Source organism: Sphaerisporangium aureirubrum, assembly GCF_042658925.1.
Classification (GTDB): Bacteria; Actinomycetota; Actinomycetes; order Streptosporangiales; family Streptosporangiaceae; genus Sphaerisporangium; species Sphaerisporangium aureirubrum.
On the sequence record NZ_JBHSRF010000026.1, the window covers coordinates 39,259 to 60,650 of the forward strand.

Below are 21,392 nucleotides of genomic sequence, written 5' to 3' on the forward strand. Positions count from 1 at the left end.
CTTTCGATCGGTGGGGTGTCAGGCCACCCTCGACGACGGCGCGCTCCAGGTGTCGCAGGACCCGGGGTCGCCGGACTTGAAGCCGCGTTCGGCCCAGTAGGTGATGGTCTTCCGCGTGCCGGTGGTCTTGCCGGCCCAGTCGCGGATGTAGCTGAGGAGGTCGGCCCAGTCCTCCTTGTCGCGATCGAGGGAATCCCACACGCTCCCGATGAAGGCACCGGCGAGGCAGTCGCTCTGCACGCTGTAGCGGCGGTCCTGCTCGAGCATCTCGGACTTGTTCCGGTACGGAATCTTCTCGTACGCGCGTTCGATGCCGGCGAGGTTCTGCACGTGCCGCCCGTAGTCCATGGCGATCAGGTTGAACAGGAAGAGGTCCTCGGGCTCCTCGAGGAGGTCTTTCTCGATCAGCAGGAGAACGGTGCGGGAATCAGCGCAGTAGAATTCCAGCCATTCCTTGTCCCATTTCTCGCCGCAATATTTCTTCGGGGGCTTGGCGGCGTAGACGAACTTCGGCTTGGAAAACTTGATGTCCGCCTTGCGGAGATGGGCGGCCCACGTGCGGTCGAGGCACGCCCGCACGCCGTTGAGATAACTCTTCGCGGAGCTCAGACTCAATCTCTTGACGGGTTTTTCCGGGCATGAGGTGGTGGCAAGCGGGCCGGCATCGTACAGCGGATTATCGGTGAGGATCCTGCTTTTCACGGGGTAGGCGGCGGCCCCGGCGGAGGCGGGGGGAAGCACCGCGACGGCGGTGGCAACGGCGAGGGGGATCAAGGCGTATCGCACGGCACAACAGGCTAGGGGCGGACCTGGTCCGGCGGCAACTCCGCGCGCGAGGGTCCCTCCGGCGTCGTGGCGAGGTAATTGCGATTAATGTTAGCGCCCACAAATTCTGAGGCCACCGCCTGTCTCATGTCGCGTACAAGCCGCGGGGCAGAAAGCCCGCGGACGGCATGAAACTTTCGAAAAATCCGATCCATTGCGAGTTATCTTTTCTCGTGTCAACTATACCGGTTCAGGAGGGCCGCGTGAAATCCATTATCGGAAGAGTGGTGACAGCGTCCGACGGTGGGAGGCCTCCAGCTCGCCTGGTCCTACACCACGCGAGGTGACGTCTCGGCGACCCCCGCGGTCGTGGACGGTGCCGTCTACTTCCCCGACTGGGGCGGCTTCTTCCACAAGGTGGACGCGAACACGGGCGCGGTGATCTGGTCCCGTTCGGTGGCGTCGTACGTGGGGGCCACCGGCACCGTGGTCTCCCGGACCAGCCCGGTCGTGGCCGGCAACACCGTCTACATCGGTACCCAGAGCGGCGCCCGGGTGCTGGCGATCGACATCGCCAACGGCAACCTGCGGTGGAACGTGGCAGCCGACCCGCACCCGCGGGCCGTGCTCACCGGCGGGGCCGTCTTCCACAACGGCGTCCTGTACCAAGGCGTCTCGTCCGACGAGTTCTCCCTGGCCTCGGACACCTCGTACGACTGCTGCACCTTCCGCGGCAGCCTGGTGGCGCTCGACGCGGCCACCGGGGCGCAGCGGTGGAAGTCGTACACCCTGCGGGACCAGGGCCCGGGAGGTGACATCTTCAGCGGCGCGTCCGTGTGGGGCACCACACCGAGCATCGACCCCGACAGCAACACGATCTTCATCGGCACCGGGCAGAACTACTCGATCCCGCAGAGCGCGAGCCAGTGCCAGGGCAGCGGCGGCACGCCGCAGCAGTGCCTGCCGCCGTGGAACGCCAAGGACTCCATCGTCGCGATGGACCTCACCACGGGCGCGATCAAGTGGAACACCGGGCCGGCCCGCTTCGACGAACCGATGGCCAGCGCGTGTTCTTCACCTCCAGCAACGCCGGCAACATGTCACACACACTGCCCAACGGGCAGACCATCACCTACAGCTCGTTCGGGGCGCTGGACGTGGCGACCGGGCGGCTCCTCTGGCAGGTGCCCGAGCCGCGCGGCGGACGGTCGATCGGCCCGGTCACCTACGCCAACGGCGTGATGTACGTCGGCTCGATGAACAACTGGATGTACGCGCTGGACGCGAGCAACGGCCGGGTGCTCTGGGAGTTCCAGGGCGCGGGCTCGTCGAACGGCGGCGCGGCCATCGTCGGAGGAAGGGTGTACTGGGGCAACGGCTACTCGCGCGGCGGCACCGCCAGCACGAGGTTCTACTCGTTCAGGCTCCCAGGCTCGACCGTGACCCCCACCCCAACCCCGACTCGCAGCCCGACCCCGACGCCTACCCCCACGCCGACCCCGACTCCCACACCCACCCCGACTCCCACCCCGACACCGACACCGACACCGACACCGACACCGACACCGACACCGACACCCACGCCGACTCCGACACCCACGCCGACGGCCGGCCCCTGCACGGCCGTCTACCGCGTCATCTCGCAATGGCCGGGCGGTTTCCAGGGTGAGGTGACGGTACGCGCCGGCACCACGCGGCTCAACGGCTGGACCACCCGGTGGACCTTCGCCAACGGCCAGGCCATCACACAGATCTGGAACGGCACCGTGACCACCAGCGGCGCCAACGTCGCGGTGAGGAACGTCTCCTACAACGGCAACGTGGCCCCGAACACCACCACCACGTTCGGCTTCCTCGCCAGCTGGAACGGCAGCACCAACGCGGTTCCGGCGGTCACCTGCACCACTCCTTAGGACGTCGGTCCTTGAGTTGAGCGGCCGGGAGGGGTCCCTCCCTCCTCCCGGCACGAAGGCCACCGCCCGGGGGTCGAGAGGTGGCCTGGTCGTTCGCCGGGATTTCAGGCATGGTCCGAGCGGCGCAGGAGCATCACCGCGAGCATCAGCGGGAACATGGCGACGTGCGCGAGGACCATCATGGTGCCTCCGTCGATCGCGCCGAGCCAGAGCAGGGGGAAGAGCGGGACGACGGGGAGGAACATGGTCGCGCACATCTCCAGGGTGTGGCGCCAGGAGTGACCGCGGAAGCGCATCCAGACGGTCATGCCCACCGACATGTCGAAGGCCATCAGCAGGTAGCCGAGCTCGGGATGCTCGGCGTGGGACAGGTCCAGGCCGGCGGCGGACCTGAGCATGCCCAGGGCGAACATGCCGACGAACATCGCGACGATCATCTCGATGTAGTGGAGGGTGAAGCGGAGCCATCCGCCGTGCGGCCGCGTCGCTGTGTGAGTCATGGTTCGACTATGTGAGGCGCGTGGGCCGAGCCCAAGGAATGCCGCCAGGGTGGTCTGAAATCTTGGGTAGGTGGTCTTTTCGGCCTACAGTCGGGGGATGGAAGAGCGGCATTTCGTGATCGTCGGGTACGACGCGGCCGAGTTGCTCGACATCGCCTGTGTGGTGGCGAGCCTTGAGTGCGCCAACTGGTACGGCGCGGCCCCCTACTACAAGGTCCGTCTGGTCACGCCGGGCGCGCGGCCCATCGACTGCGGTCCCACGGTGACGCTGCACACCAGTGAGCGGCTGGAACGGGTCACGGGGCCGGTCGACACGCTGCTCGTGTCCGGGGGGATCGGGAGCGAGGACGCGGCGGCCAACCGTCTGGTCCTCGCGCATGTCCGCCGCCTGGCGCGGGAGAGCCGCCGGGTGGCGTCCGTGTGCACCGGCACGTGGATCCTGGCCGCCGCGGGGCTCCTGGACGGCCGGCGCGCCACCACCCACTGGCGCTGGGCGGACCAGCTCGCCGCGCGGCACCCGCGGGTCCACGTGGATCCCGACCCCATCTTCGTCCGGGACGGGAACGTCTACACCTCGGCCGGGGTCACCAGCGCCCTGGACCTCACACTCGCCCTCATCGAGGAGGACAACGGCGCCGAACTCGCGCGTACCGTGGCCCGGCAGCTCGTGACCTACCTGCAGCGCCCCGGCAACCAGGCGCAGATGAGCATGTTCACCGCCGCCCCGCCGCCGTCCAACAGCCTCGTCAAACGAGTGGTCGACCACATCGGCGGCCACCTGGACGCGGACCTCGGCGTCGCCGCACTCGCCACGGCCGCGGGCGTGAGCGAGCGGCACCTGACCCGCCTCTTCCTCCAGCACCTGGGCCAGACCCCCGGCAGGTACGTGCGCCAGGCCCGCACGGAGGCCGCGGCCCACCTGCTCGCCTCCACGTCCCTGCCCATGCCCACCGTGGCAGCCCGCTGCGGCTTCGGCACGGCCGAGACCCTGCGCCAGGCCTTCATCGACCAGTACGGCGTCTCACCCTCGCACTACCGCCTCACCCAGTCCCGCGTGGCGTCGCGAGCAGGCTCGGACTCACCCCGCGCGCAGCAGCAGGTGCCCGTGCCGGAAGCGCTCGCCGGGGACGGGCTCGCGTAGCACCCGCCCGACTTCGAGAAAGCCCGCGTCACCGGCCAGCCCGGCGAGGTCGTCGATCGGCCATCGATAGGCCGTGGTCACCTTGTGGTCGAACGCCGTGACCGGCTCCCCCGCCGACTCGAAGAAGCCGAGGAGGAGATACCCCCCGGCGGCCAGCGTCCGCCGGAACTCGCCGAAGTAGCGCCCCAGCTCCCGCGGCGGGACATGAATGAGGGAGTACCAGGCCATGATGCCCGCGAGCCCTCCGTCCGGAGTGTCCAGCGCGTCGATCGACCCGATCTCGAACCGCACCCCGGGATGTGCCCGCCGCGCGAGGTCCACCATCGCCGCCGAGAGGTCCACACCGGAGGCGTCCAGTCCCTCCGCCCGCAGCAGGGCCGTCAGGTACCCGGGCCCGCACCCGGCGTCCAGGACCGGCCCCGCCTCCCGGGTCCGCACGTACTCGGCGAACGCGCTGATCATCGCGCGGTCCAGAGGCAGGCGTTCGAGCATCCCCTTGACGAACTCCGCGTACTGCGTGGCGACGGCGTCATAGGCTCCGGCCGTCTCGGCCAGGTAGGAGGTGTCGGTCACGGTCCTAGCCGAGGGTCTTCTCGATGGCCTCGATGACGGACGGGTCCTCGGGGGTGGTTCCCGGGCGGAAGCGGGCCACGACGTTGCCTTCGCGGTCGAGGAGGAACTTCTCGAAGTTCCACTGGATGTCGCCCGCGTCGCCCGAGGCGTCGGGGGTTTCCACCAGCGACGTGTAGAGGGGGTGGCGGCCGGCGCCGTTGACGTCGGTCTTCTCCAGGAGGGGGAAGTCGACGCCGTAGGTGGTGACGCAGAAGTCCTGGATCTCGTCGGCCGAGCCGGGTTCCTGGCCCGCGAACTGGTTGCAGGGGACGCCGAGGACGGTGAAGCCCCGGTCGGCGAAGCGTTCCTGGAGACGGACCAGGCCGGCGTACTGGGGGGTGAGGCCACATCGGGAGGCCACGTTGACCACCAGGGTGGCGGCGTCGCCGACCAGTTCCCCGAGGGTGGTGGGGGTGTCGGCCAAAGTCCGCACCGGAAGATCACGAATCGTCATGAAATCACCCTAATTGGGGGGCGATCGCTGGCGGGAGCGGGGGCCGGGTAAGGGTGCCGTCCTGGCGCCGCGGGACGCGTCGTCACTCGACGAACTGGTGGTCGGTGTGGATGCGCCCGTCCTCGGCGAGGAGCAGGACCTCCACGCCGACGCCGGCCGGGGGGCCGCCGGCGGTGGGGACCATCTCCCAGGTGAACTTGACGGCGTCGCCGAGGCGGGCGGCGTCGTCCCTGGGGCGGAAACGGAACTCGCCGGGGGCGACGAACTCCTCGTACGAGCGGGTGACCCGGGTCTGGAGGTCCTCGTGGCCGCGGGCTCGGAGTACGGGCGTCACGCCCAGGGCGGCGGCGGCCTCCCGTATCTCCTTCGGGGGCTGGAGCAGGTGCACGCCGTCCTCGGTCCACAGCTCGGCGATGGCCTTGCGGCGCAGCTCGGGATCGGGCTCATGCCAGACCGCCACATAGCGGGCGACCAGTTCCTTGACGTCGAACACGACGGACTCCTTCGGTCGGGTGTCCGCCGATGCTGGCCGGTGGTGGTGCGAGGCGGCAATTCCCTGGAGGGAATGGCCCGGGGGTGCTCGCCGCGTTAGACACGGTGTGGTGATCGGCACTTCGGAACGCGGCGGGATCGCCGGGATCCTGCGCGAGTGGCGTGGACGGCGCGGGGTCAGCCAGCTGGAGCTGGCCCTGCGCGCGGGGACCACGCAGCGGCATGTGAGCTTCATCGAGAGCGGGCGGTCGGCACCCGGCAGGGGCATGGTGATCCGGCTCGCCGAGTCGCTGGGGATGCCGCTCAGGGAGCGGAACGTGCTGCTGCTGGCCGCCGGGTACGCCCCCGCCTACCCGGAGACCCGGCTCGGCGACCCCGCGCTGGCGCCGGTGCGCACCGCGCTGGAGGGCATCCTGCGCGGGCACCAGCCGTACCCGGCGGTGATCGTCGACCGGCACGGCGACCTCGTCTCGGCCAACGACGCGTTCTGGGCGCTGGCCGGTGACGTGGCGCCCGGTCTCCTCGTGCCGCCGGTCAGCGTGCCGCGTGTGCTGCTGGACCCCGGGGGGATGGCCCCCCGGATCGTCAACCTGGATGTGTGGGCCTGGCACGTGATCGACCACCTGCGGGGTGAGGCGGCCCGCGATCCCGGCGGCCGGCTCGACGCCCTGGTCGCCGACCTCGTGGAGCTGGTGCCCGACCGGCCTCGGCCCGGGCCGGACCACCTCGGATTCGCGGTCCCGTTGCGGCTGCGCCATGGCGACGGCGAGCTGAGGCTCCTGACCACCCTGACCCACTTCGGCACGGCCGTCGACGTCACCGTCGCCGAGTTGCGTCTGGAGGCGTTCCTGCCCGCCGACGCGGCCACCGCGGCCGTGCTCTCCGGGGGCTCGTAGGGATCAGGTCAGCGGCGGGCGGCGACCAGTACGGGGCCGCCTGGGACGGTGGGGAAGTGTCGCGGCTCCCGCAGGCCTGACGATTCGAGGGCTTCGGCCATGCGGGCGGTGTCGTAGGAGTTGCCGCCGTTCAGGACGGCGGTCCAGCGGGCCACGGCCTGGAGCAGGGGGTCGTGGGAGCCCGGGTTGGTGCCTGCCACCAGCCAGCCGCCGGGGCGGAGCGCGTCGATCAGGCGGGGGAGGGCCTCGGTGAGGGCCGCCTCGGGGAGGAACGGGGCGGGGAGCCAGATCAGGTCGTAGGTCTCACGGCCGGTGAGGTCGGCGACGTCCAGGTGGCGCAGGGAGACCCGGGCCGCGGCGTCTCCGGCGGTGGCGAGCTCGGCTCGGGCCAGGTCGAGGACGCGGTCCAGGATGTCGATGCCGAGGACGTGGGCGTTGGGGAACGCCTGGGCCAGCGTGAGCGCGAGGGCCGCCACTCCGGTGCCGATGTCGAGGATGCGGGCGCCCGGGGTGTCCAGCAGGCCGGTCAGGCCGGGCAGCTGGGGGACGATCTTCGTGGCGAGGGCGCGGCCGGTGGCGGCGGAGGCGCGGCCCTGGTTGAGCAGGACCTCGTCGGACTGGCCTGCCCAGCCGGCCTGTGCGCGGTCGGGGTCGTTCGCGGCGGCGGAGACGGCCTGGCGCAGGGAGCTGAGCTTGGCCTCCACGGCGCTCCGGGCCGCGCCGGTGCCGTGGAGCAGCGCGGGGTGCGGCGTGGGCCCGTCCGGGGTCGTCTCCAGCAGCCCGGCGGCCTCCAGTACGGCGGTGCGCTCGGGGGCGGCGGCCAGGACGTCGGCGAGCGGCGTCGTCAGGGCGTCCCGCATCGTGCCGACCATCGCGGCGAGCGCCCAGGAGGCGGCTTCCAGCACGGCCACGGGGTCGTCGCCGAGGACCAGGCCGGTGGCCGGGGTGGTGGCGGGGGACGCGGACATGGGACCTCCGGTGGGTGGCTGGCGAACAGCTGGATAGTACGACAAAACGGACATTTAAGGGATGTTCGGGCTGGAGGAGCGTCCCGTTCCACGGCTCCGGATCCCGGTCCTCGGATAGCGTCGGGGACATGCGGCTTCATGTGGGGTGCGCGATGTGGGCGCACGCGCCGTGGCAGGGGCGGCTGCTGCCGCATCCGCTGCCGCCGGGGGAACGCCTGCGGGCCTACGCGACCTGGTGCAACGCGGTCGAGGGGAACACCACCTTCTACGCGACGCCGTCGCCGGGGACGGTGGAGTCGTGGGCGCGGCAGACCGCGGAGGACTTCCGGTTCCTGGTCAAGCTGCCGAAGACGATCACCCATGAGCGGCGTATGACCGGCGTCGGCGACGAGCTACGGGCGTTCCTGGCGGCCGTCGAGCCGCTCGGGGCGCGGGCCCGGCTCTGGGTGCAGCTCCCGGCGTCGTTCACGCCGGGCGACCTCGGGACGCTGGCGGGGTTCCTCCGCCTTCTTCCCGACTCGCACGCGCCCGCGGTGGAGGTACGCCACCGCGCGTTCTTCGCGGACGAGCGGGCCGAGCGGCGACTGCGCGAGGTGCTCACCGGCGCGGGCGCGGAGTGGGTGCCGTTCGACACCACGGCGCTCTTCGGCAGCCCGCCGGTCAGCGACGCCGAGCGGGACGCGTGGACGAAGAAGCCGCGGCTGCCGCGGCGGGCGTTCGCGCTCACCGACCGGCCGATGGTCCGCTACATCGGCAGGGACGCCACGGCGGCGACGGTCGAGGGCTGGCGGTTCTGGGTCGAGACCGTCACCGGGTGGCTGCGGGAGGGCCGCTCGCCGACCGTGTTCGTCCACACCCCGGACAACGCCGACGCGCTGACGCTCGCCCGCCGTTTCCACGACGAGGTACGGGCCGGCCTGCCGGAGGTCGAGCCGCTCCCCGACCCCCTGCCTGCCGAACCGCTGACCCTGTTCTGATCGGCGAGGCGGCCCCGCTCAGTAGGCCCGGCCGAAGATCACCCGCTTGCCGTACGCCGCGGGGGCGCCGCAGAGCACGCACGGCCCGGAGGCCGGAGGGCCGTCGAGGGGGACGCAGCGCGGGGTCGCCGCGGTCCGCGTCTTGATCTCCGCCTCGCAGGCCGGGTCGCCGCAGTGGAGCGCCAGGGCCCAGCCCGACGCCACCGCGCCGGCGAACGCCTCCCAGCCGTCGGCGACCCTCGTGTGGGTGTCGCGGAACTCGGTGGCCCTGCGCAGCAGGAACGCCTGGAAGTCCGCGAGGATGCCGGGCATGTCCCCCGGCAGTGACGCCAGGGGGATCGGCTGCTTGCCCTCGTCGCCGAGGCGCCTGGACATGAGCGCGGTGCCGGACGCGAGGTCGCGCGGCCCGAGCTCCAGGCGGACCGGGACGCCGCGCAGCTCCCAGTCGTTGAAGCGGAAGCCCGGTGACAGCTGGGACCGGTCGTCGACGTGGGCGCGCACCCCCGCGGCCTTCAGCCGCGCCGCGAGCTCGCGGGCCGCGGCCAGGGTCTGCTCCGCCTGCTCGCCGCGGCCGATGGGCACGATCACCACCTGGTGCGGGGCGAGCATCGGGGGGAGCACCAGCCCCTTGTCGTCGCCGTGGGTCATGATCACCCCACCGACCATGCGGGTGGACATGCCCCAGGACGTCGTGTGGCACGGCTCCAGGCGCCCGGTGTCCGAGGTGTACTGGATATCGAAGGCCTTGGCGAAGTTCGTCCCCATGTAGTGGGAGGTGCCGGACTGGAGCGCCTTGCCGTCGCGCATCATGCCCTCGACGGTGAAGGTGCGCTCCGCCCCGGCGAACCGCTCCCCCGCCGTCTTCTCCCCCGGGACCACCGGCATGGCCGCGACGTCCCGCGCCACCTCGGTGTAGAGGCCGAGCGCGAGCATCGTCTCCCGCATCGCGTCGCCGGCGCCGGCGTGCGCGGTGTGGCCCTCCTGCCAGAGGAACTCCGTGGTGCGCAGGAACATGCGGGGCCGCAGCTCCCACCGCACCACGTTCGCCCACTGGTTCAGCAGCAGCGGCAGGTCGCGGTGCGACGAGATCCACTTGGACATCATCTCGCCGATGACGGTCTCGGAGGTGGGCCGGACGATCAGGGGCTCCTCGAGCTCCTTGCCGCCCGCGTGGGTGACCACGGCGAGCTCTGGTGAGAAGCCCTCGACGTGCGCGGCCTCCCTGCGCAGATAGCTCTCCGGGATCAGCAGCGGGAAGTAGGCGTTCTCGTGCCCGGTGTCCTTGATCCGCCGGTCCAGCTCGTGCTGGAGCAGTTCCCACAACCGGTACCCGTACGGTCGGATGACCATGGTGCCCTTCGCCGGGCCCCGGTCGGCGAGCTGGGCCTTGGCGACCAGCTCGTTGTACCAGGCCGAGAAGTCCTCACTCTGAGGTGTCACACCGTGGTCGTCACGTGCCATACGGGGAGGATAGTCCTCCGGGGGAGAGCCACACGGAACCGCGCGCCCCGCCGTGGCCCGCTCAGACGCCGGGCGACGGCGGGGGGAACAGCCACGCGAGCGCGGCCAGGCTCTTGTCCGTGTACGCGGCCAGGCCCGTTCGCACGCCGTAGGCCAGGTCCTCCAGCACGGAGCAGCGGGCGTAGAAGACGGCACGCTCGCGCAGCGGCCCGGGGGCGGGCGGGCGGTAGGCCTTCAGGGCGGCGGCCAGTGCGGCCGGGCCGAGGTCGCGGTACAGGAGACCGAGATCGTAGGCCGGGTCGGTGAGGGCGGCGTCCGTCCAGTCGATGACGCCGGTGACGGCGCCGGTGGCCGGGTCCATCAGGACGTGCTCGATGCCGAGGTCGTTGTGCGAGAAGACCAGGGAAGGGGCGTCGTCCGGGGGCGGGGCGGTGAGGAAGGCCTCCACGGCGCCGCGGTGGGCGGCCGGGATCACGTCGCCGACGGACGGGTGGAGCTCGGCCGCCTCGTCCCGCCACGTGACCAGCGGGTCGTCGTCCCGCCCGGCGAGAGACGCCACGCGCCCGGCCGGGACCGCGTGCAGGGCGGCGAGGAACCCGCCGAGCACGGCGGCGATCGCCGTGGTGCGGGCCGCGCGCGCGGACGGCGGGAGGCTCAGCAGGGGGACGCCGGGGAGCTTGGCGTAGGCCCAGCAGCCCCGGCCGAGGTCGGTGAACACGGGGGTGGGCACCGGCAGGGGAGAGATCTCCGCGACCACGCGCAGGAGGCCGGTCTCGCGGGCGATCAGATCCACCCGCGCCGAGGGATCCTTGCCGTAGCGCACGACCAGCTCGCCGCCGACCTCGTAGGCGACGTTGTCCATGCCCTCCCCGAGCAGCGCCACGGACCGGGCGGGCACGCCGGGCAGGTGCGCGCGCACCACGTCCAGGACGTCCTGCTCGGTGGGCGGGAGGATCTGTTCCGGGTCCCGCACGTCGCCGGCGTGCGGGGCGTTTCCTGCCCCGTCCGGCACGTTCCCCTCGGGGGGTGGCCAGGGGTGATCCTTCATGCCCGGACCCTATCCTTCAGGTGATCGGATCGACGGCCCCCGCACGACCCAGGTGACCCATGACCATGAGCCCGGCCCGCAGGATCGGCGGCACGGACGTGAGCGCGGTCGGCCTCGGCTGCGCGAGGTTCTCGTTCGCCTTCGCGGACGACCCGGGCCGCGCCGAGCGGACCGTCCGCGCCGCCCTGGACGCGGGGGTCACGCTGCTGGACACCGCCCTGGCGTACACCCCGGCGGGGGAGGCCGCGGGGGTCGCGCTGACGCCGGACGAGGTCGCGGCGCTCTCCTGGTAGCCGGTCACGCGGGACGAGGTCGCGGCGTTCTCTTGGTGGCAGGTCACCCCGGAGGACGTCGCGGCGTGCTCCCGGTGGTCAGTCCACGTCGGCCGCCGGGGCGGCCCAGGTGACGCAGTGGCCGGGGGTGCGGCCGAGGTAGCCGCCGTTGAGCCAGGCGGCGCCGTGCTCGCCGGTGCCGTGGGTGCGATCGTCGTCGTCGTCACCGCGCCGGGCGAAGTCGTCCAGGATCAGCCGCCAGTCGTCCGGCGTCACCGGCAGCGAGCGGCGGGCCGCGCCGAACCAGACGCCGGCGAAGCAGTCGGCCTGCAGTTCGACGCGGCGGCTGACGGCGTTGACGGCGTCCTTGCTGGTCGCGTGGTACATCCGGTCCACCGCGGCGTCCGAGAGGCCGGAGATCTCCTGCACGTGGTGGCCGTACTCGTGGGCGAGGATCGCGGTCAGCACCATCCGGTGCTCGTCGTCCGCCGCGCCGAGGTAGATGCCGTGGTTGGCCCAGCAGTAGTACGCGGCGGCGTCCCCGGGGTAGTCGCCGCACGGCCCCCGGCCGGGTTCGGTCCAGAAGATCCGGGTGGGGAGCTGGAAGGAGAGGGCGCGCGCGGTGAAGGCCGGGTGCCAGGCGGCGTCCATGCAGTCGGCCATGGTGTTGAGGAGCGCCAGCCGAGTCTCGGTGTCGTCCGCCTCGGGAGCCCGGCAGGTGGCGGTCAGCGGCCTGGCCCGGTAGATCGGGTTACGCTCCAGGCTGCTCCGGTCCACCGTGCCCGTCGCCTGGGGCACGGAGCTGAGGGCGGGAGCAGGGGAGTCTTCCGGCGAGGCCAGCGCGCCCCCGACCAGGATCACCGTGACGACGACCGCGAGGAACCCGAGCACGGCCACCGGGGACCGCCATGGGTTCCCGGCGGGACCACCACGGCCGGGCGCCGACCTTCTAGGCATCGCTCGCACTGTACGGCGTCCGCTCTCCCGGTGCGAGGGCCGGGAGCCGCTACCCGAAGAGCAGCCCGGCCCATCCGGTCACCCGCGCGGCGATCATGGGGAGCAGGGTGATGTGGTCGGCCCCGGGCACCGGGACGAAGGTGACGTCGCTCCCGGCGCCGGACAGCTGCCGGGCGGTCAGCTCGCTGAGGGCGATGGGGACCCCGTCGTCGGCCACGCCGTGCGCGATGTACACCGGCCGCGGATATCGGGACACGATGACCTCGTCGTCGGCGAGGGCGCGGGCGAACACGTCGGCCGCCGCCGCCGGATCCTTGAGAACCTCCCCGTTGCCGTGCCCGGCGACGGCCTGGAGCATCTCCGCGACGCAGGCCCGGCCGGCGAGATCCACCAGTTCCAGTCCGGCGGGGGTGAACCAGTCGGCGGGACGGAAGCCGGGGTCGGTCAGCGCGAGGGTGCGCCCGCTGTAGAGCACGGTGAAGGGGACCTGCGCGCCCGGGTCGCGGAACGCGGGACCGGCCAGTTGCACACCCCACTGCGTGATCGGGGCCATCGCGATGGTGCCGGTGTGCCGCAGCGCCGGCGCGTACCGGTGGGCCAGGGCTCCGGCGAACAGGGCGGCGTGCCCGCCCATGGAGTAGCCGGCCGAGGCCCAGGACCGGGACACCGGGGCGATCACGTGGGCGGCCCGCACGATGTCGATCATGTTGTACGCCTCGGACCTGCCGTGGATCCCGGGGCTCGGCCCGGGGGTGCCGAGTCCTTCGTAGTCGGTGACCGCGACGGCGTACCCGGCGGCGATCAGCGCCTCCTGCGCCGCGCGCTCCCACGGGCTCGGCCCGGTGCGGGACGGGGCGCAGGCGTCGGCGACGCCGTTGAAGCCGTGCCCGAAGGAGACCACCGGCCAGCCACCGGACGGCGGCCGGCCGGACGGCAGGGAGAGCGTCCCGCCGACCACCGCGCGCCCGCCGTTCCAGGAGGTGGAGAGGTACCGCAGCGACCACGACCGCCCGGCACCGGCGAGCCGCAGCGGCTCGGCCAGCGGCTCCAGCCGTACCGGGGTCCCCCGCCACTCCGGGCCGCTCCCCCCGGCCGTCCCGGCGTGCGCGGGCGCGCCGCCCGCTAGCAGCACGACGGCCGCCACGAGCGCCGTCACCGTGCGGAGGATCGGCAACGAGATCTCCAGTGTCCTGCGAGGAATCGGCTGGACGGAGTCTCCCAAGCCGGATCGGAGTGTCAAGATCGGCGCCGTATCCCGCCGGACCGCCGGGCGAACCCACCGGCCACCCCTGGCCCGCGCCGGCCCGCCCGTGAAAGTTCCACGGCACGGGGTCACCCGTGCGGCACGGGGACCAGTGGCGGTGCCGGGAGGGACGCGCGGTAGCGGGCGGGCGGGAGGCCGGTGACGCGTTTGAAGGCGTTGCTGAAGGCGCTCTCCGAGGAGTAGCCCCATTCGGCGGCGACGGAGGCCACCGTGCGGTCGCCGCCGCGCAGCGCCTCGGCGGCGGAACGGATGCGCCAGTGCAGCAGATAGTCCAGCGGCGCCAGCCCCACGAGGGCCTTGAACCGCTCCGCGAAGCTCGACCTGGACATGCCCACCTCGGCGGCGAGGCCCGCGACCGTCCAGCGCCGGGTGGCCTGCTGGTGTATCAGGGTGAGCGCGGCCCCGATCCGCGGGTGGCTCAGCGCCCCGAGCCAGCCGGGGACGTGCTCGGCGGCCACGAGGTGAGCGCGCAGCGCCTGGATGAACAGGATCTGGGTCAGGTGCTCGATCATCACCGCCGCGCCGAGGGGCTCGGCCGCGGTCTCGTCGGCCAGCATCCTCAGCACAGGGCGCAGTGCACGCGCGGGCGCGCCGGCCGCGGGGATGCGGGCGATCGGCGGCAGGCAGTCGAGCAGCAGCGCGGCGGTCACGTCGTCCAGCGTGATGCTCCCGCCGACCAGCACGTCCGGGGGGCCGTCCCGGTCGTCCGGGCCGGCGGCGTAGCGCACGTTGCGGACGGTGGGCGACCGCTCGTAGACCGCGTGGCCGTCCTCGGGCTCGACGCCGAGCTCACCGGCCACCTGGTACGGCCGCCCGCCCGCGAGCAGGTAGCAGTCGCCGGGCGACAGCCGCACCGGGGGCTCGCCCTCGACGGTGACCCAGCAGTGGCCGGACACCATCGCGCCGATCTTGATGTGCTGGAACCCGCGGAAGCGCAGCGCCCAGCGGCCCGTGGCCTCGAAGCGCGAGGAGTAGGCGCCGCGGATGTTCAGCAGGGTCAGCACGTCGGACATCGGGTCCACGAGACCTCCGGACGATCGCGCATGAATGGCGGACGTTAACTCATAGATTGTCCCATTTGTCCGGATGTAGCGTGCCGATGACCCCACCCATCCGGAAGGCATGAACGATGAAATACGCGCAGCTCGGGACCACCGGAGTCTACGTTTCCCGTATCTCACTGGGCGCGATGACCCTCGGCGGGCGCGGAGACCAGGTCTGGGACGCGGTCGGCGCGCTGGACGCGAAGGACGGCGACCGCCTGGTAGGCGTCGCGCTCGACCACGGTGTCAACCTCATCGACACCGCCGACGTGTACGCCGGCGGCGAGTCGGAGGAGATCCTCGGTCAGGTGCTCGGCAGCCGCCGCCGTGACGTGGTGCTGGCCACCAAGATGACCGCGCGGACGGGCACGGGCCCGAACGACGTCGGCCAGTCCCGCATGTACATCATGCGGTCGCTGGAGGACAGCCTGCGGCGGCTGCGCACCGACCACATCGACCTCTACCAGATCCACAACTTCGACCCGGTGACGCCGTTCGAGGAGTCGCTGTCCGCGCTGGACGACGCCGTGCGGCAGGGCAAGATCCGCTACGTCGGCGCCTCGAACCTGACCGCCTGGCAGACCATGAAGGCCCTCGGCGTCTCCGAGCGGCAGGGCTGGGCCCGGTTCGCCTCCCTGCAGTCGCACTACTCGCTCTCCGCCCGCGACATCGAGCGCGAGGTCCTGCCCGTCGTGCGGGACCAGGGGCTCGGCCTGCTGGTGTGGAGCCCGCTGGCCGGAGGCCTGCTGTCGGGCAAGTTCGACCGGGACGGCGAGCGGGACGGCGGCGGGCGGCGCGCGACGCTGGAGTTCCCGCCGGTGGACCGGGAGCGCACGTACGACGTCGTCGACGTGCTGCGCCGGGTCGCGGCCCGCCACGAGGTGGGCGTCGCCAGGGTCGCCCTCGCCTGGCTGCTCGCCCGGCCCGGCGTGACCAGCGCCATCGTCGGCGCCAAGCGCGTGGACCAGCTCGCCGAGAACCTCGCCGCCGTGGACCTGGAGCTCACCGGGGAGGACGTCGCCGAGCTGGACGCCGTCAGCGCGCTGCCGATGGAGTACCCGGGCTGGATCCAGGCCGACCTGTCCTACCGGTACCCGCTTCCGGCCTGACCACCGGCTCGGAACGTGCCCGGCCACCTCCCCTCGCGGGATGTGGCCTTTCCGTTTTCCGGGCTCCAGAAAGGTCTGAAGGGAAAAATCAGCGTCACCTGGGGTGATGTCTCCGAAAGATTTCGGACCGTTGACGGCGCTCTGCGTTACATCTACGTTTCATGACACGAAACATCTCGGCATCAGTACGAAAGTTTCAAAGATCGTGCGTCGTTAGTCGGGGGACCAGCAGATCGTCATCCATGACCCCAAGTGAGGAATCCATGAAACGCGTCCTACTGGGCCTGGCAACCATCGCGCTCGCGGTGGCCGTACCTTTGCCGGCGATCGCCGCGCAGCACCCGGGGCACGGCGGAAGGACCCCGGACAACCTGCGCGAGCTGTCGCAGAAGACCAAGGTGTTCATCGGATCGGCCGTGGACGTCACGGCACTGGCGGACGAGAGCGACTACCGCCGCACGCTCAACCGTGAATTCACCCACATCACCGCGGAGAACGCGATGAAGTGGGAGTCGGTCGAGCCCGAGCGCGGCCGGTTCACCTGGGAGGGCGCCGACGCCGTGGTCCGCAACGCCATGCGCAACGACCAGAAGGTGCGCGGGCACACGCTGGTGTGGCACAACCAGATCCCCGCCTGGCTCACCGCGGGCGTCGCGGACGGCAGCATCGACGCCGCCGAGCTGCGCGGGATCCTGCGCGACCACATCTTCAAGGAGGTCGGCCGCTACCGCGGCAAGATCCGCGCCTGGGACGTCGTCAACGAGGTCGTGGACGACGAGGGCAACATGCGCCAGACCATCTGGCTGGAGAAGCTCGGCCCCGGCTACATCGCCGACGCCTTCCGCTGGGCCCACCAGGCCGACCCGCACGCCAAGCTCTACATCAACGACTACAACATCGAGTGGAACGCCGCCAAGATCGCGACCACGCTGAACATCGTCAAGGACCTCAAGGCCAAGCGGGTGCCGATCCACGGCGTCGGCTTCCAGGGGCACCTCGGCATCCAGTACGACTACCCGGCCGACTTCCCCTCCGTCATGAAGCAGTTCACCGACCTCGGGCTGGAGGCCGCGATCACCGAGGCCGACGTGCGCATGGTGCTGCCGGTGACCCCGGAGAAGCTGGCCACCCAGGCCGACTACTACAAGCGGATGCTGACCACCTGCGCCGACAACCGCCGCTGCGTGGAGTTCACCGTCTGGGGCTACACCGACCGCCACTCGTGGGTCCCCGGCTGGTTCACCGGTGAGGGTGCCGCCTGCGTCTTCGACGAGAACCTGGCGCCCAAGCCCGCCTACAACGCCCTGCTCACCGTCCGCTAGGGAGCGGGTCACCTGACCTCCGGTCCACGCGGGGCCGGTACCCCCGGTCCGACGGCCACCTCCCGACCCCGGGAGGTGGCCGTTCGCCGTGCGGGCGCAAAACCCGATGCGGCGGGGACGGCGGCCGGGTTAGCCTGACCGCGTCCACCCCTAGGAGGTCGATGATGGTGTGCATGGTCGAGCGTGAAGTGGTCGTCACCGCCGCGGCGCGGGAGCACGCCGGAGTCTGACCTCCCCTCTCGCCGTGAGCGACCCGGCGAGACGTGCGTCTCCTCACCGCGCGGCGGTCCCACGCGGCCGCGGTCCACACCGCGCCGCGTGCCCGCGGTGCCGATTCCCGGCATCGCGGCACCGCTTCAGCACGCTGACACGAGGAGAAATCGTGCGATCCTCATCATCCTTCGAGCCGCTGCCCGCGGCCGAGGGAGGACCCAGTCGCGTCACCCGTTCCGACGGCACCGTCAGGAGTGCCGCCGGCCCGTGGACGGGAGCCGTCCACGCGTTGCTGCGCCATCTGGAGGAGGCCGGGTTCACCGGCGCCCCCCGGGTGGCCGGCACCGGGCTCGACGACGACGACAACGAGATCCTGACCTACGTCGAGGGGTCCGTGGTCCACCTGCGCACCCTGTCGGGCGAGGCCGTCTGGCAGGCGGGCCGCCTGCTCGGCGACCTGCACACCGCCACGGCGGGCTTCCGGCCACCGCCGGGGCTGAGCTGGCAACCGTGGTGGATGCACCGGGAGGGCCCGGGGTCGGTGATCGGGCACTGCGACGCGGGCCCCTGGCACACCGTGCTCAGGGACGGGCTCCCGGTGGCGTTCATCGACTGGACGCTGGCGGGACCGGTCGACCCGCTCGACGAGGTGGTGGCCACCGCGTGGTGGCAGGCGCAGCTGCACGACGACGACGTCGCCGAGCGCAACGACCTGCCTGACGCGGCCACCCGTGCCGGGTGGCTCGGCATGTTCCTGGACGGCTACGGGCTGCCCGCCGCCGGCCGGGACGGCCTGGTCACCCGGATGATCGAGATCGCCATCCGGGACTGCGCCGCCGAGGCGGCCCGTGCCGGGATCACCGGGGAGTCCACCGATCCCACGCCGCTGTGGGCGCTCGCGTGGCGGGCAAGAGCCGCCGCGTGGATGATCCGCAACCGGGCACTGCTGGAACGGGCCGTTCAGGCCTGACGCACCGGGACCGGGGCCGCCGCGGGCGGTCCCGGTCTCCGGGTGCGATGCCTCACTTGCCGTCGAGCGCGACCGCTTGCTTGATGTAGTCGCGCAGCGCGGCCTTGTCGACGGAGTCGACATTCTTGATCTTGATGTGCCGGGTGGTCTTGCCGATGCCGTCCAGAAGGCCGTAGCCGTCGTCGAACTCGGCGCCGCGCGCGAACGCGAAGGTGATGTGGGTCTTGCTGGTGCTGATGATCGCGATCATCTTGTCGCCCTGCCAGGCCGGCGAGCCGCGACTGATCATCTCGCTCGCGCCCGGGGCGTTCTCCTTCATGAGGGCGCGGAGCATCGCCACGATGTCCTGGTGCTGGGGGAGGACCTTGGTCCTCACGAACTCGTCGACCTCTTTGCTGCCCATGGGGTGAACCTCCCTGGCTCCGCCTGCCGCCGGACCCCAGTATCGGGGACGGAACCTCGATGTGGGCGGTGATCGCGCGGACGGCGGGAAAAGTCTGGGGTGAGGATAAGGGTGCCCGGGACATGGGCCAGGCCCAGGAACGGGAGGGTACCGTGCCTGGGCCTGTAGGTCGCCGTGCGGAGGGCGCGGCGGATCGGGCCGGTCAGCGGGTTGCCGACGTCGTCCACGTGCCCGGGATGGTGGCGGTGGCCGTCACGGGCGAGGTGAGGGTGTCGGGGAAGACGAGGTTGATGTTGACGGTCTGGGCCTGGCGGTTGACGTTGGCGCTGCGGCTGTGGCTGCGGTTCAGGTGACGGGCCCAGTTCCGTGCCCAGCTGCGGGCCGCGGCCCGGTTGTAGTGGCGGGCCAGGTTCCTGGACCAGTTGCGGTTCCGGTTGTAGCTGCGGTTCCGGTTGCGGAAGAGGTCGTCGTAGTCGCCCCCACCCCCCATGCTGATCGTGGTGGCCGCGTTGGCGGTGGTGGCGATGGTCGCGACCTCCAGGCCGACCACGCCGCCGGTGAGTACGGCGCCGACGGTAAGCGTGCCCACGAATTTCGCGAAGTTGGGCATTGCATCTCCCTTTTGGATGACAGCGAGGTACGTAGTGATGGGATTCACGCGGATTTTTCGGTGAATCACTTGATGACTGAGTAGGTCTCCCGCTTGTCTTGTTTTCCGGATGCGAGGTCGGACAAACGCCGATCGTAGCCTTTTGCAAGCTGGTTAATCTGTTGTTGTAGTCTTCAGATCTGTATTTCCGGACTTCATCGGACATATCAAACGATCTTGCTCATGATCCCGACGGAACACCCGGATTCGCTGGCCACGATGGGGCTTACGCCCGCATAGGTGCAGGTAGCCGGGCCTGACAGGCACCAAATGACCGGATGTCGGAAAATCACCATTTCCCCGCCTTGTCCGGCATCTGGATCTTGAGCGATTTACTCCGACAAAGACGCTTGAGGAATGGCGAGCCGGTTAAGGCAATAAAAGGCGCATCATCCACGGATAGGTTCGGACTTGCCGGTCGGGCCGCGTGGCCGGCCGCCGCGCGCGGGCGGCGCGCCGCCGCCGTCCGGCCGCCCGACCCGCCCCCCGGTGCGGTACTGCGGCCCCGCACCCCATATGGTCCGGTGCATGACTGCTCATTTTGACGTCGTGGTCGTCGGGGCGGGCCCCGGCGGCTACGTCGCGGCCATCCGGGCCGCCCAGCTCGGGCTCAGCACCGCGGTGGTCGAGGAACGGTACTGGGGCGGCGTCTGCCTCAACGTCGGCTGCATCCCCTCCAAGGCGCTGCTGCGCAACGCCGAGCTCGCCCACCTGTTCACCCGCGAGGCCAAGACCTTCGGCATCCGGGTGGACGGCACGGTCACCTTCGACTACGCCGAGGCCTTCACGCGCAGCCGCAAGGTGGCCGACGGCCGGGTCAAGGGCGTCCACTACCTGATGAAGAAGAACGGCATCGCCGAGTACGACGGCCGTGGCACCTTCACCGGCCCGAACTCCCTCCAGGTGGCTGGCGCGGGCGGCCTGGAGACCGTGACGTTCGACCACTGCGTCATCGCCACCGGCGCGACCACACGGATGCTGCCGGGCACCTCCGTCACCGAGCGCGTGGTCACCTACGAGGAGCAGATCCTCAGCGACACCCTGCCGGAGAGCATCGTCATCGCCGGGGCCGGCGCGATCGGCGTGGAGTTCGCGTACGTGCTGAGCGCGTACGGCGTCAAGGTGACGATCGTGGAGTTCCTCGACCGGATCGTCCCGCTGGAGGACGAGGAGGTGTCCGCCGAGCTGGCCCGCCGCTACAAGCGCCTCGGCATCGAGGTGCTGACCTCGACCCGGGTGGAGTCCATCGACGAGTCGGGCGAAAAGGTCAAGGTCGAGGTGTCGCGCGGCGGGGAGCGGCGCACCCTCGAAGCGGACAAGGTGCTGCAGGCCATCGGCTTCCAGCCGCGGACCGCGGGCTACGGCCTGGAGAGCACCGGCGTGCGCCTCACCGACCGGGGCGCCATCGACGTGGACGGCCGGTGCCGGACCAACGTGCCGCACATCTACGCCATCGGCGACGTCACGGCCAAGCTGATGCTCGCGCACGCCGCCGAGGCGATGGGCATCATCGCCGCCGAGACCATCGCGGACGCCGAGACGATGGAGCTCGACTACGTGATGATCCCCCGGGCGACCTACTGCCAGCCGCAGATCGCGAGCTTCGGGTACACCGAGGCGCAGGCCAGGGAGAAGGGCTTCGCGGTGAAGGTCGCGAAGTTCCCGTTCACCGCGAACGCCAAGGCGCACGGGCTCGGGGACGCCGTCGGCTTCGTCAAGCTGCTCAGCGACGAGGAGCACGGCGAGCTGCTGGGCGCCCACCTGATCGGGCCCGAGGTGACCGAGCTGCTGCCCGAGCTGACGCTCGCCCAGCAGTGGGACCTTACGGTGCACGAGGTCGCGCGCAACGTCCACGCGCACCCGACCCTCGGTGAGGCGATCAAGGAGGCCGTCCACGGGCTCGCCGGACACATGATCAACATGTGACGCGGCCGGGCCGTCCGCGAACGGCCCGGCACGATGA

23 protein-coding genes are annotated in these 21,392 nt (G+C 71.2%); 10 read left to right on the top strand and 13 right to left on the bottom strand.

Translation table 11 applies throughout. The annotated features are described in order from the left end of the window. Positions 1–18: 18 nt before the first annotated feature. Positions 19–786 carry a neutral zinc metallopeptidase gene (locus ACFP1K_RS18920; protein WP_380754906.1) on the bottom strand — a complete coding sequence of 256 codons (768 nt, stop codon included), beginning with the start codon at positions 784–786 and terminating at the stop codon, positions 19–21. 282 nt (positions 787–1,068) lie between these two features. Here ACFP1K_RS18920 and ACFP1K_RS18925 point away from each other — a divergent pair, with 282 nt between their 5' ends. Then, positions 1,069–2,007, top strand: coding sequence for an outer membrane protein assembly factor BamB family protein (locus ACFP1K_RS18925; RefSeq protein ID WP_380754910.1), 939 nt, complete (start codon positions 1,069–1,071; stop codon positions 2,005–2,007). After that, entirely contained in the window at positions 1,950–2,678 is a 729-nt protein-coding gene (locus ACFP1K_RS18930; RefSeq protein WP_380754912.1) for a cellulose binding domain-containing protein, read from the top strand. The genes ACFP1K_RS18925 and ACFP1K_RS18930 overlap by 58 nt, the downstream gene beginning before the upstream one ends. Positions 2,679–2,782: 104 nt before the next feature. Here the strand turns inward: ACFP1K_RS18930 and ACFP1K_RS18935 are convergent, their stop codons facing one another. Then, the gene (locus tag ACFP1K_RS18935) at positions 2,783–3,178 is read right to left on the bottom strand and encodes a hypothetical protein (RefSeq protein WP_380754914.1); all 396 of its coding nucleotides are present in this window, start codon (positions 3,176–3,178) and stop codon (positions 2,783–2,785) included. A 97-nt stretch (positions 3,179–3,275) separates the two neighbouring features. Between ACFP1K_RS18935 and ACFP1K_RS18940 the strand changes: the two genes are divergently transcribed. Next, entirely contained in the window at positions 3,276–4,319 is a 1,044-nt protein-coding gene (locus tag ACFP1K_RS18940; RefSeq protein ID WP_380754917.1) for a GlxA family transcriptional regulator, read from the top strand. Here the strand turns inward: ACFP1K_RS18940 and ACFP1K_RS18945 are convergent. The 3 genes from ACFP1K_RS18945 to ACFP1K_RS18955 form a co-directional block, all read right to left on the bottom strand. Further along, complete coding sequence (locus ACFP1K_RS18945) at positions 4,257–4,892, bottom strand: class I SAM-dependent methyltransferase (RefSeq protein WP_380754919.1); 636 nt, start codon at positions 4,890–4,892, stop codon at positions 4,257–4,259. The two genes, ACFP1K_RS18940 and ACFP1K_RS18945, sit on opposite strands and share 63 nt — an antisense overlap. 4 nt (positions 4,893–4,896) lie before the next feature. Beyond that, complete coding sequence (locus ACFP1K_RS18950) at positions 4,897–5,385, bottom strand: glutathione peroxidase (RefSeq protein ID WP_380754922.1); 489 nt, start codon at positions 5,383–5,385, stop codon at positions 4,897–4,899. Positions 5,386–5,467: 82 nt separating this feature from the next. After that, positions 5,468–5,878, bottom strand: a complete 411-nt coding sequence (locus ACFP1K_RS18955) for a hypothetical protein (protein ID WP_380754925.1) — start codon at positions 5,876–5,878, stop codon at positions 5,468–5,470. A gap of 109 nt (positions 5,879–5,987) precedes the next feature. Between ACFP1K_RS18955 and ACFP1K_RS18960 the strand changes: the two genes are divergently transcribed. Continuing rightward, a complete protein-coding gene (locus ACFP1K_RS18960; protein ID WP_380754928.1) occupies positions 5,988–6,773 on the top strand; it encodes a helix-turn-helix domain-containing protein in 786 nt (261 codons plus the stop codon). Positions 6,774–6,781: 8 nt separating this feature from the next. Here ACFP1K_RS18960 and ACFP1K_RS18965 read toward each other — a convergent pair whose 3' ends face one another. Next, entirely contained in the window at positions 6,782–7,741 is a 960-nt protein-coding gene (locus ACFP1K_RS18965; RefSeq protein WP_380754931.1) for a class I SAM-dependent methyltransferase, read from the bottom strand. A gap of 128 nt (positions 7,742–7,869) precedes the next feature. Here ACFP1K_RS18965 and ACFP1K_RS18970 point away from each other — a divergent pair, with 128 nt between their 5' ends. Then, on the top strand, positions 7,870–8,718 hold the full coding sequence (locus ACFP1K_RS18970) for a DUF72 domain-containing protein (RefSeq protein WP_380754934.1): 849 nt from the start codon (positions 7,870–7,872) through the stop codon (positions 8,716–8,718). Between the two features lie 18 nt (positions 8,719–8,736). On the opposite strand, the gene proS is transcribed toward ACFP1K_RS18970, so the two are convergent. After that, entirely contained in the window at positions 8,737–10,179 is a 1,443-nt protein-coding gene (gene proS / locus ACFP1K_RS18975; RefSeq protein ID WP_380754937.1) for a proline--tRNA ligase, read from the bottom strand. Between the two features lie 61 nt (positions 10,180–10,240). Beyond that, positions 10,241–11,227, bottom strand: coding sequence for a phosphotransferase family protein (locus tag ACFP1K_RS18980; RefSeq protein ID WP_380754940.1), 987 nt, complete (start codon positions 11,225–11,227; stop codon positions 10,241–10,243). Between the two features lie 59 nt (positions 11,228–11,286). On the opposite strand from ACFP1K_RS18980, the gene ACFP1K_RS18985 reads away from it, so the two are divergent. Next, positions 11,287–11,520, top strand: coding sequence for an aldo/keto reductase (locus tag ACFP1K_RS18985; protein WP_380754943.1), 234 nt, complete (start codon positions 11,287–11,289; stop codon positions 11,518–11,520). A 78-nt stretch (positions 11,521–11,598) separates the two neighbouring features. On the opposite strand, the gene ACFP1K_RS18990 is transcribed toward ACFP1K_RS18985, so the two are convergent. The 3 genes from ACFP1K_RS18990 to ACFP1K_RS19000 form a co-directional block, all read right to left on the bottom strand. Beyond that, positions 11,599–12,456, bottom strand: coding sequence for a neutral zinc metallopeptidase (locus ACFP1K_RS18990; protein ID WP_380754946.1), 858 nt, complete (start codon positions 12,454–12,456; stop codon positions 11,599–11,601). 49 nt (positions 12,457–12,505) lie between these two features. Then, a complete protein-coding gene (locus tag ACFP1K_RS18995; protein WP_380754949.1) occupies positions 12,506–13,612 on the bottom strand; it encodes a lipase family protein in 1,107 nt (368 codons plus the stop codon). A 176-nt stretch (positions 13,613–13,788) separates the two neighbouring features. Beyond that, positions 13,789–14,733, bottom strand: coding sequence for an AraC family transcriptional regulator (locus ACFP1K_RS19000; RefSeq protein ID WP_380754952.1), 945 nt, complete (start codon positions 14,731–14,733; stop codon positions 13,789–13,791). A 116-nt stretch (positions 14,734–14,849) separates the two neighbouring features. Here ACFP1K_RS19000 and ACFP1K_RS19005 point away from each other — a divergent pair, with 116 nt between their 5' ends. The 3 genes from ACFP1K_RS19005 (at position 14,850) to ACFP1K_RS19015 (ending at position 18,377) form a co-directional block, all read left to right on the top strand. Continuing rightward, complete coding sequence (locus tag ACFP1K_RS19005) at positions 14,850–15,872, top strand: aldo/keto reductase (RefSeq protein ID WP_380754955.1); 1,023 nt, start codon at positions 14,850–14,852, stop codon at positions 15,870–15,872. Positions 15,873–16,135: 263 nt separating this feature from the next. Beyond that, positions 16,136–17,194 carry an endo-1,4-beta-xylanase gene (locus ACFP1K_RS19010; protein WP_380754958.1) on the top strand — a complete coding sequence of 353 codons (1,059 nt, stop codon included), beginning with the start codon at positions 16,136–16,138 and terminating at the stop codon, positions 17,192–17,194. A 382-nt stretch (positions 17,195–17,576) separates the two neighbouring features. Then, complete coding sequence (locus ACFP1K_RS19015) at positions 17,577–18,377, top strand: aminoglycoside phosphotransferase family protein (protein WP_380754961.1); 801 nt, start codon at positions 17,577–17,579, stop codon at positions 18,375–18,377. A gap of 52 nt (positions 18,378–18,429) precedes the next feature. On the opposite strand, the gene ACFP1K_RS19020 is transcribed toward ACFP1K_RS19015, so the two are convergent. Beyond that, entirely contained in the window at positions 18,430–18,780 is a 351-nt protein-coding gene (locus tag ACFP1K_RS19020) for a DUF1801 domain-containing protein (protein ID WP_380754964.1), read from the bottom strand. A gap of 202 nt (positions 18,781–18,982) precedes the next feature. Continuing rightward, complete coding sequence (locus tag ACFP1K_RS19025; protein WP_380754967.1) at positions 18,983–19,390, bottom strand: hypothetical protein; 408 nt, start codon at positions 19,388–19,390, stop codon at positions 18,983–18,985. A gap of 567 nt (positions 19,391–19,957) precedes the next feature. Between ACFP1K_RS19025 and lpdA the strand changes: the two genes are divergently transcribed. Beyond that, a complete protein-coding gene (gene lpdA, locus ACFP1K_RS19030; RefSeq protein WP_380754970.1) occupies positions 19,958–21,355 on the top strand; it encodes a dihydrolipoyl dehydrogenase in 1,398 nt (465 codons plus the stop codon). Positions 21,356–21,392: the final 37 nt, after the last annotated feature.

Bases quoted from the DNA above. Each gene is read 5' to 3' on its own strand.
- ACFP1K_RS18935 (WP_380754914.1), bottom strand. From the start codon at position 3,178: ATGACTCACACAGCGACGCGGCCGCACGGCGGATGGCTCCGCTTCACC.
- ACFP1K_RS18940 (WP_380754917.1), top strand. From the start codon at position 3,276: ATGGAAGAGCGGCATTTCGTGATCGTCGGGTACGACGCGGCCGAGTTG.
- ACFP1K_RS18950 (WP_380754922.1), bottom strand. From the start codon at position 5,385: ATGACGATTCGTGATCTTCCGGTGCGGACTTTGGCCGACACCCCCACC.
- ACFP1K_RS18965 (WP_380754931.1), bottom strand. From the start codon at position 7,741: ATGTCCGCGTCCCCCGCCACCACCCCGGCCACCGGCCTGGTCCTCGGC.
- ACFP1K_RS18970 (WP_380754934.1), top strand. From the start codon at position 7,870: ATGCGGCTTCATGTGGGGTGCGCGATGTGGGCGCACGCGCCGTGGCAG.
- proS (WP_380754937.1), bottom strand. From the start codon at position 10,179: ATGGCACGTGACGACCACGGTGTGACACCTCAGAGTGAGGACTTCTCG.
- ACFP1K_RS18980 (WP_380754940.1), bottom strand. From the start codon at position 11,227: ATGAAGGATCACCCCTGGCCACCCCCCGAGGGGAACGTGCCGGACGGG.
- ACFP1K_RS18985 (WP_380754943.1), top strand. From the start codon at position 11,287: ATGACCATGAGCCCGGCCCGCAGGATCGGCGGCACGGACGTGAGCGCG.
- ACFP1K_RS18990 (WP_380754946.1), bottom strand. From the start codon at position 12,456: ATGCCTAGAAGGTCGGCGCCCGGCCGTGGTGGTCCCGCCGGGAACCCA.
- ACFP1K_RS19000 (WP_380754952.1), bottom strand. From the start codon at position 14,733: ATGTCCGACGTGCTGACCCTGCTGAACATCCGCGGCGCCTACTCCTCG.
- ACFP1K_RS19005 (WP_380754955.1), top strand. From the start codon at position 14,850: ATGAAATACGCGCAGCTCGGGACCACCGGAGTCTACGTTTCCCGTATC.
- ACFP1K_RS19010 (WP_380754958.1), top strand. From the start codon at position 16,136: ATGAAACGCGTCCTACTGGGCCTGGCAACCATCGCGCTCGCGGTGGCC.
- ACFP1K_RS19020 (WP_380754964.1), bottom strand. From the start codon at position 18,780: ATGGGCAGCAAAGAGGTCGACGAGTTCGTGAGGACCAAGGTCCTCCCC.
- ACFP1K_RS19025 (WP_380754967.1), bottom strand. From the start codon at position 19,390: ATGCCCAACTTCGCGAAATTCGTGGGCACGCTTACCGTCGGCGCCGTA.
- lpdA (WP_380754970.1), top strand. From the start codon at position 19,958: ATGACTGCTCATTTTGACGTCGTGGTCGTCGGGGCGGGCCCCGGCGGC.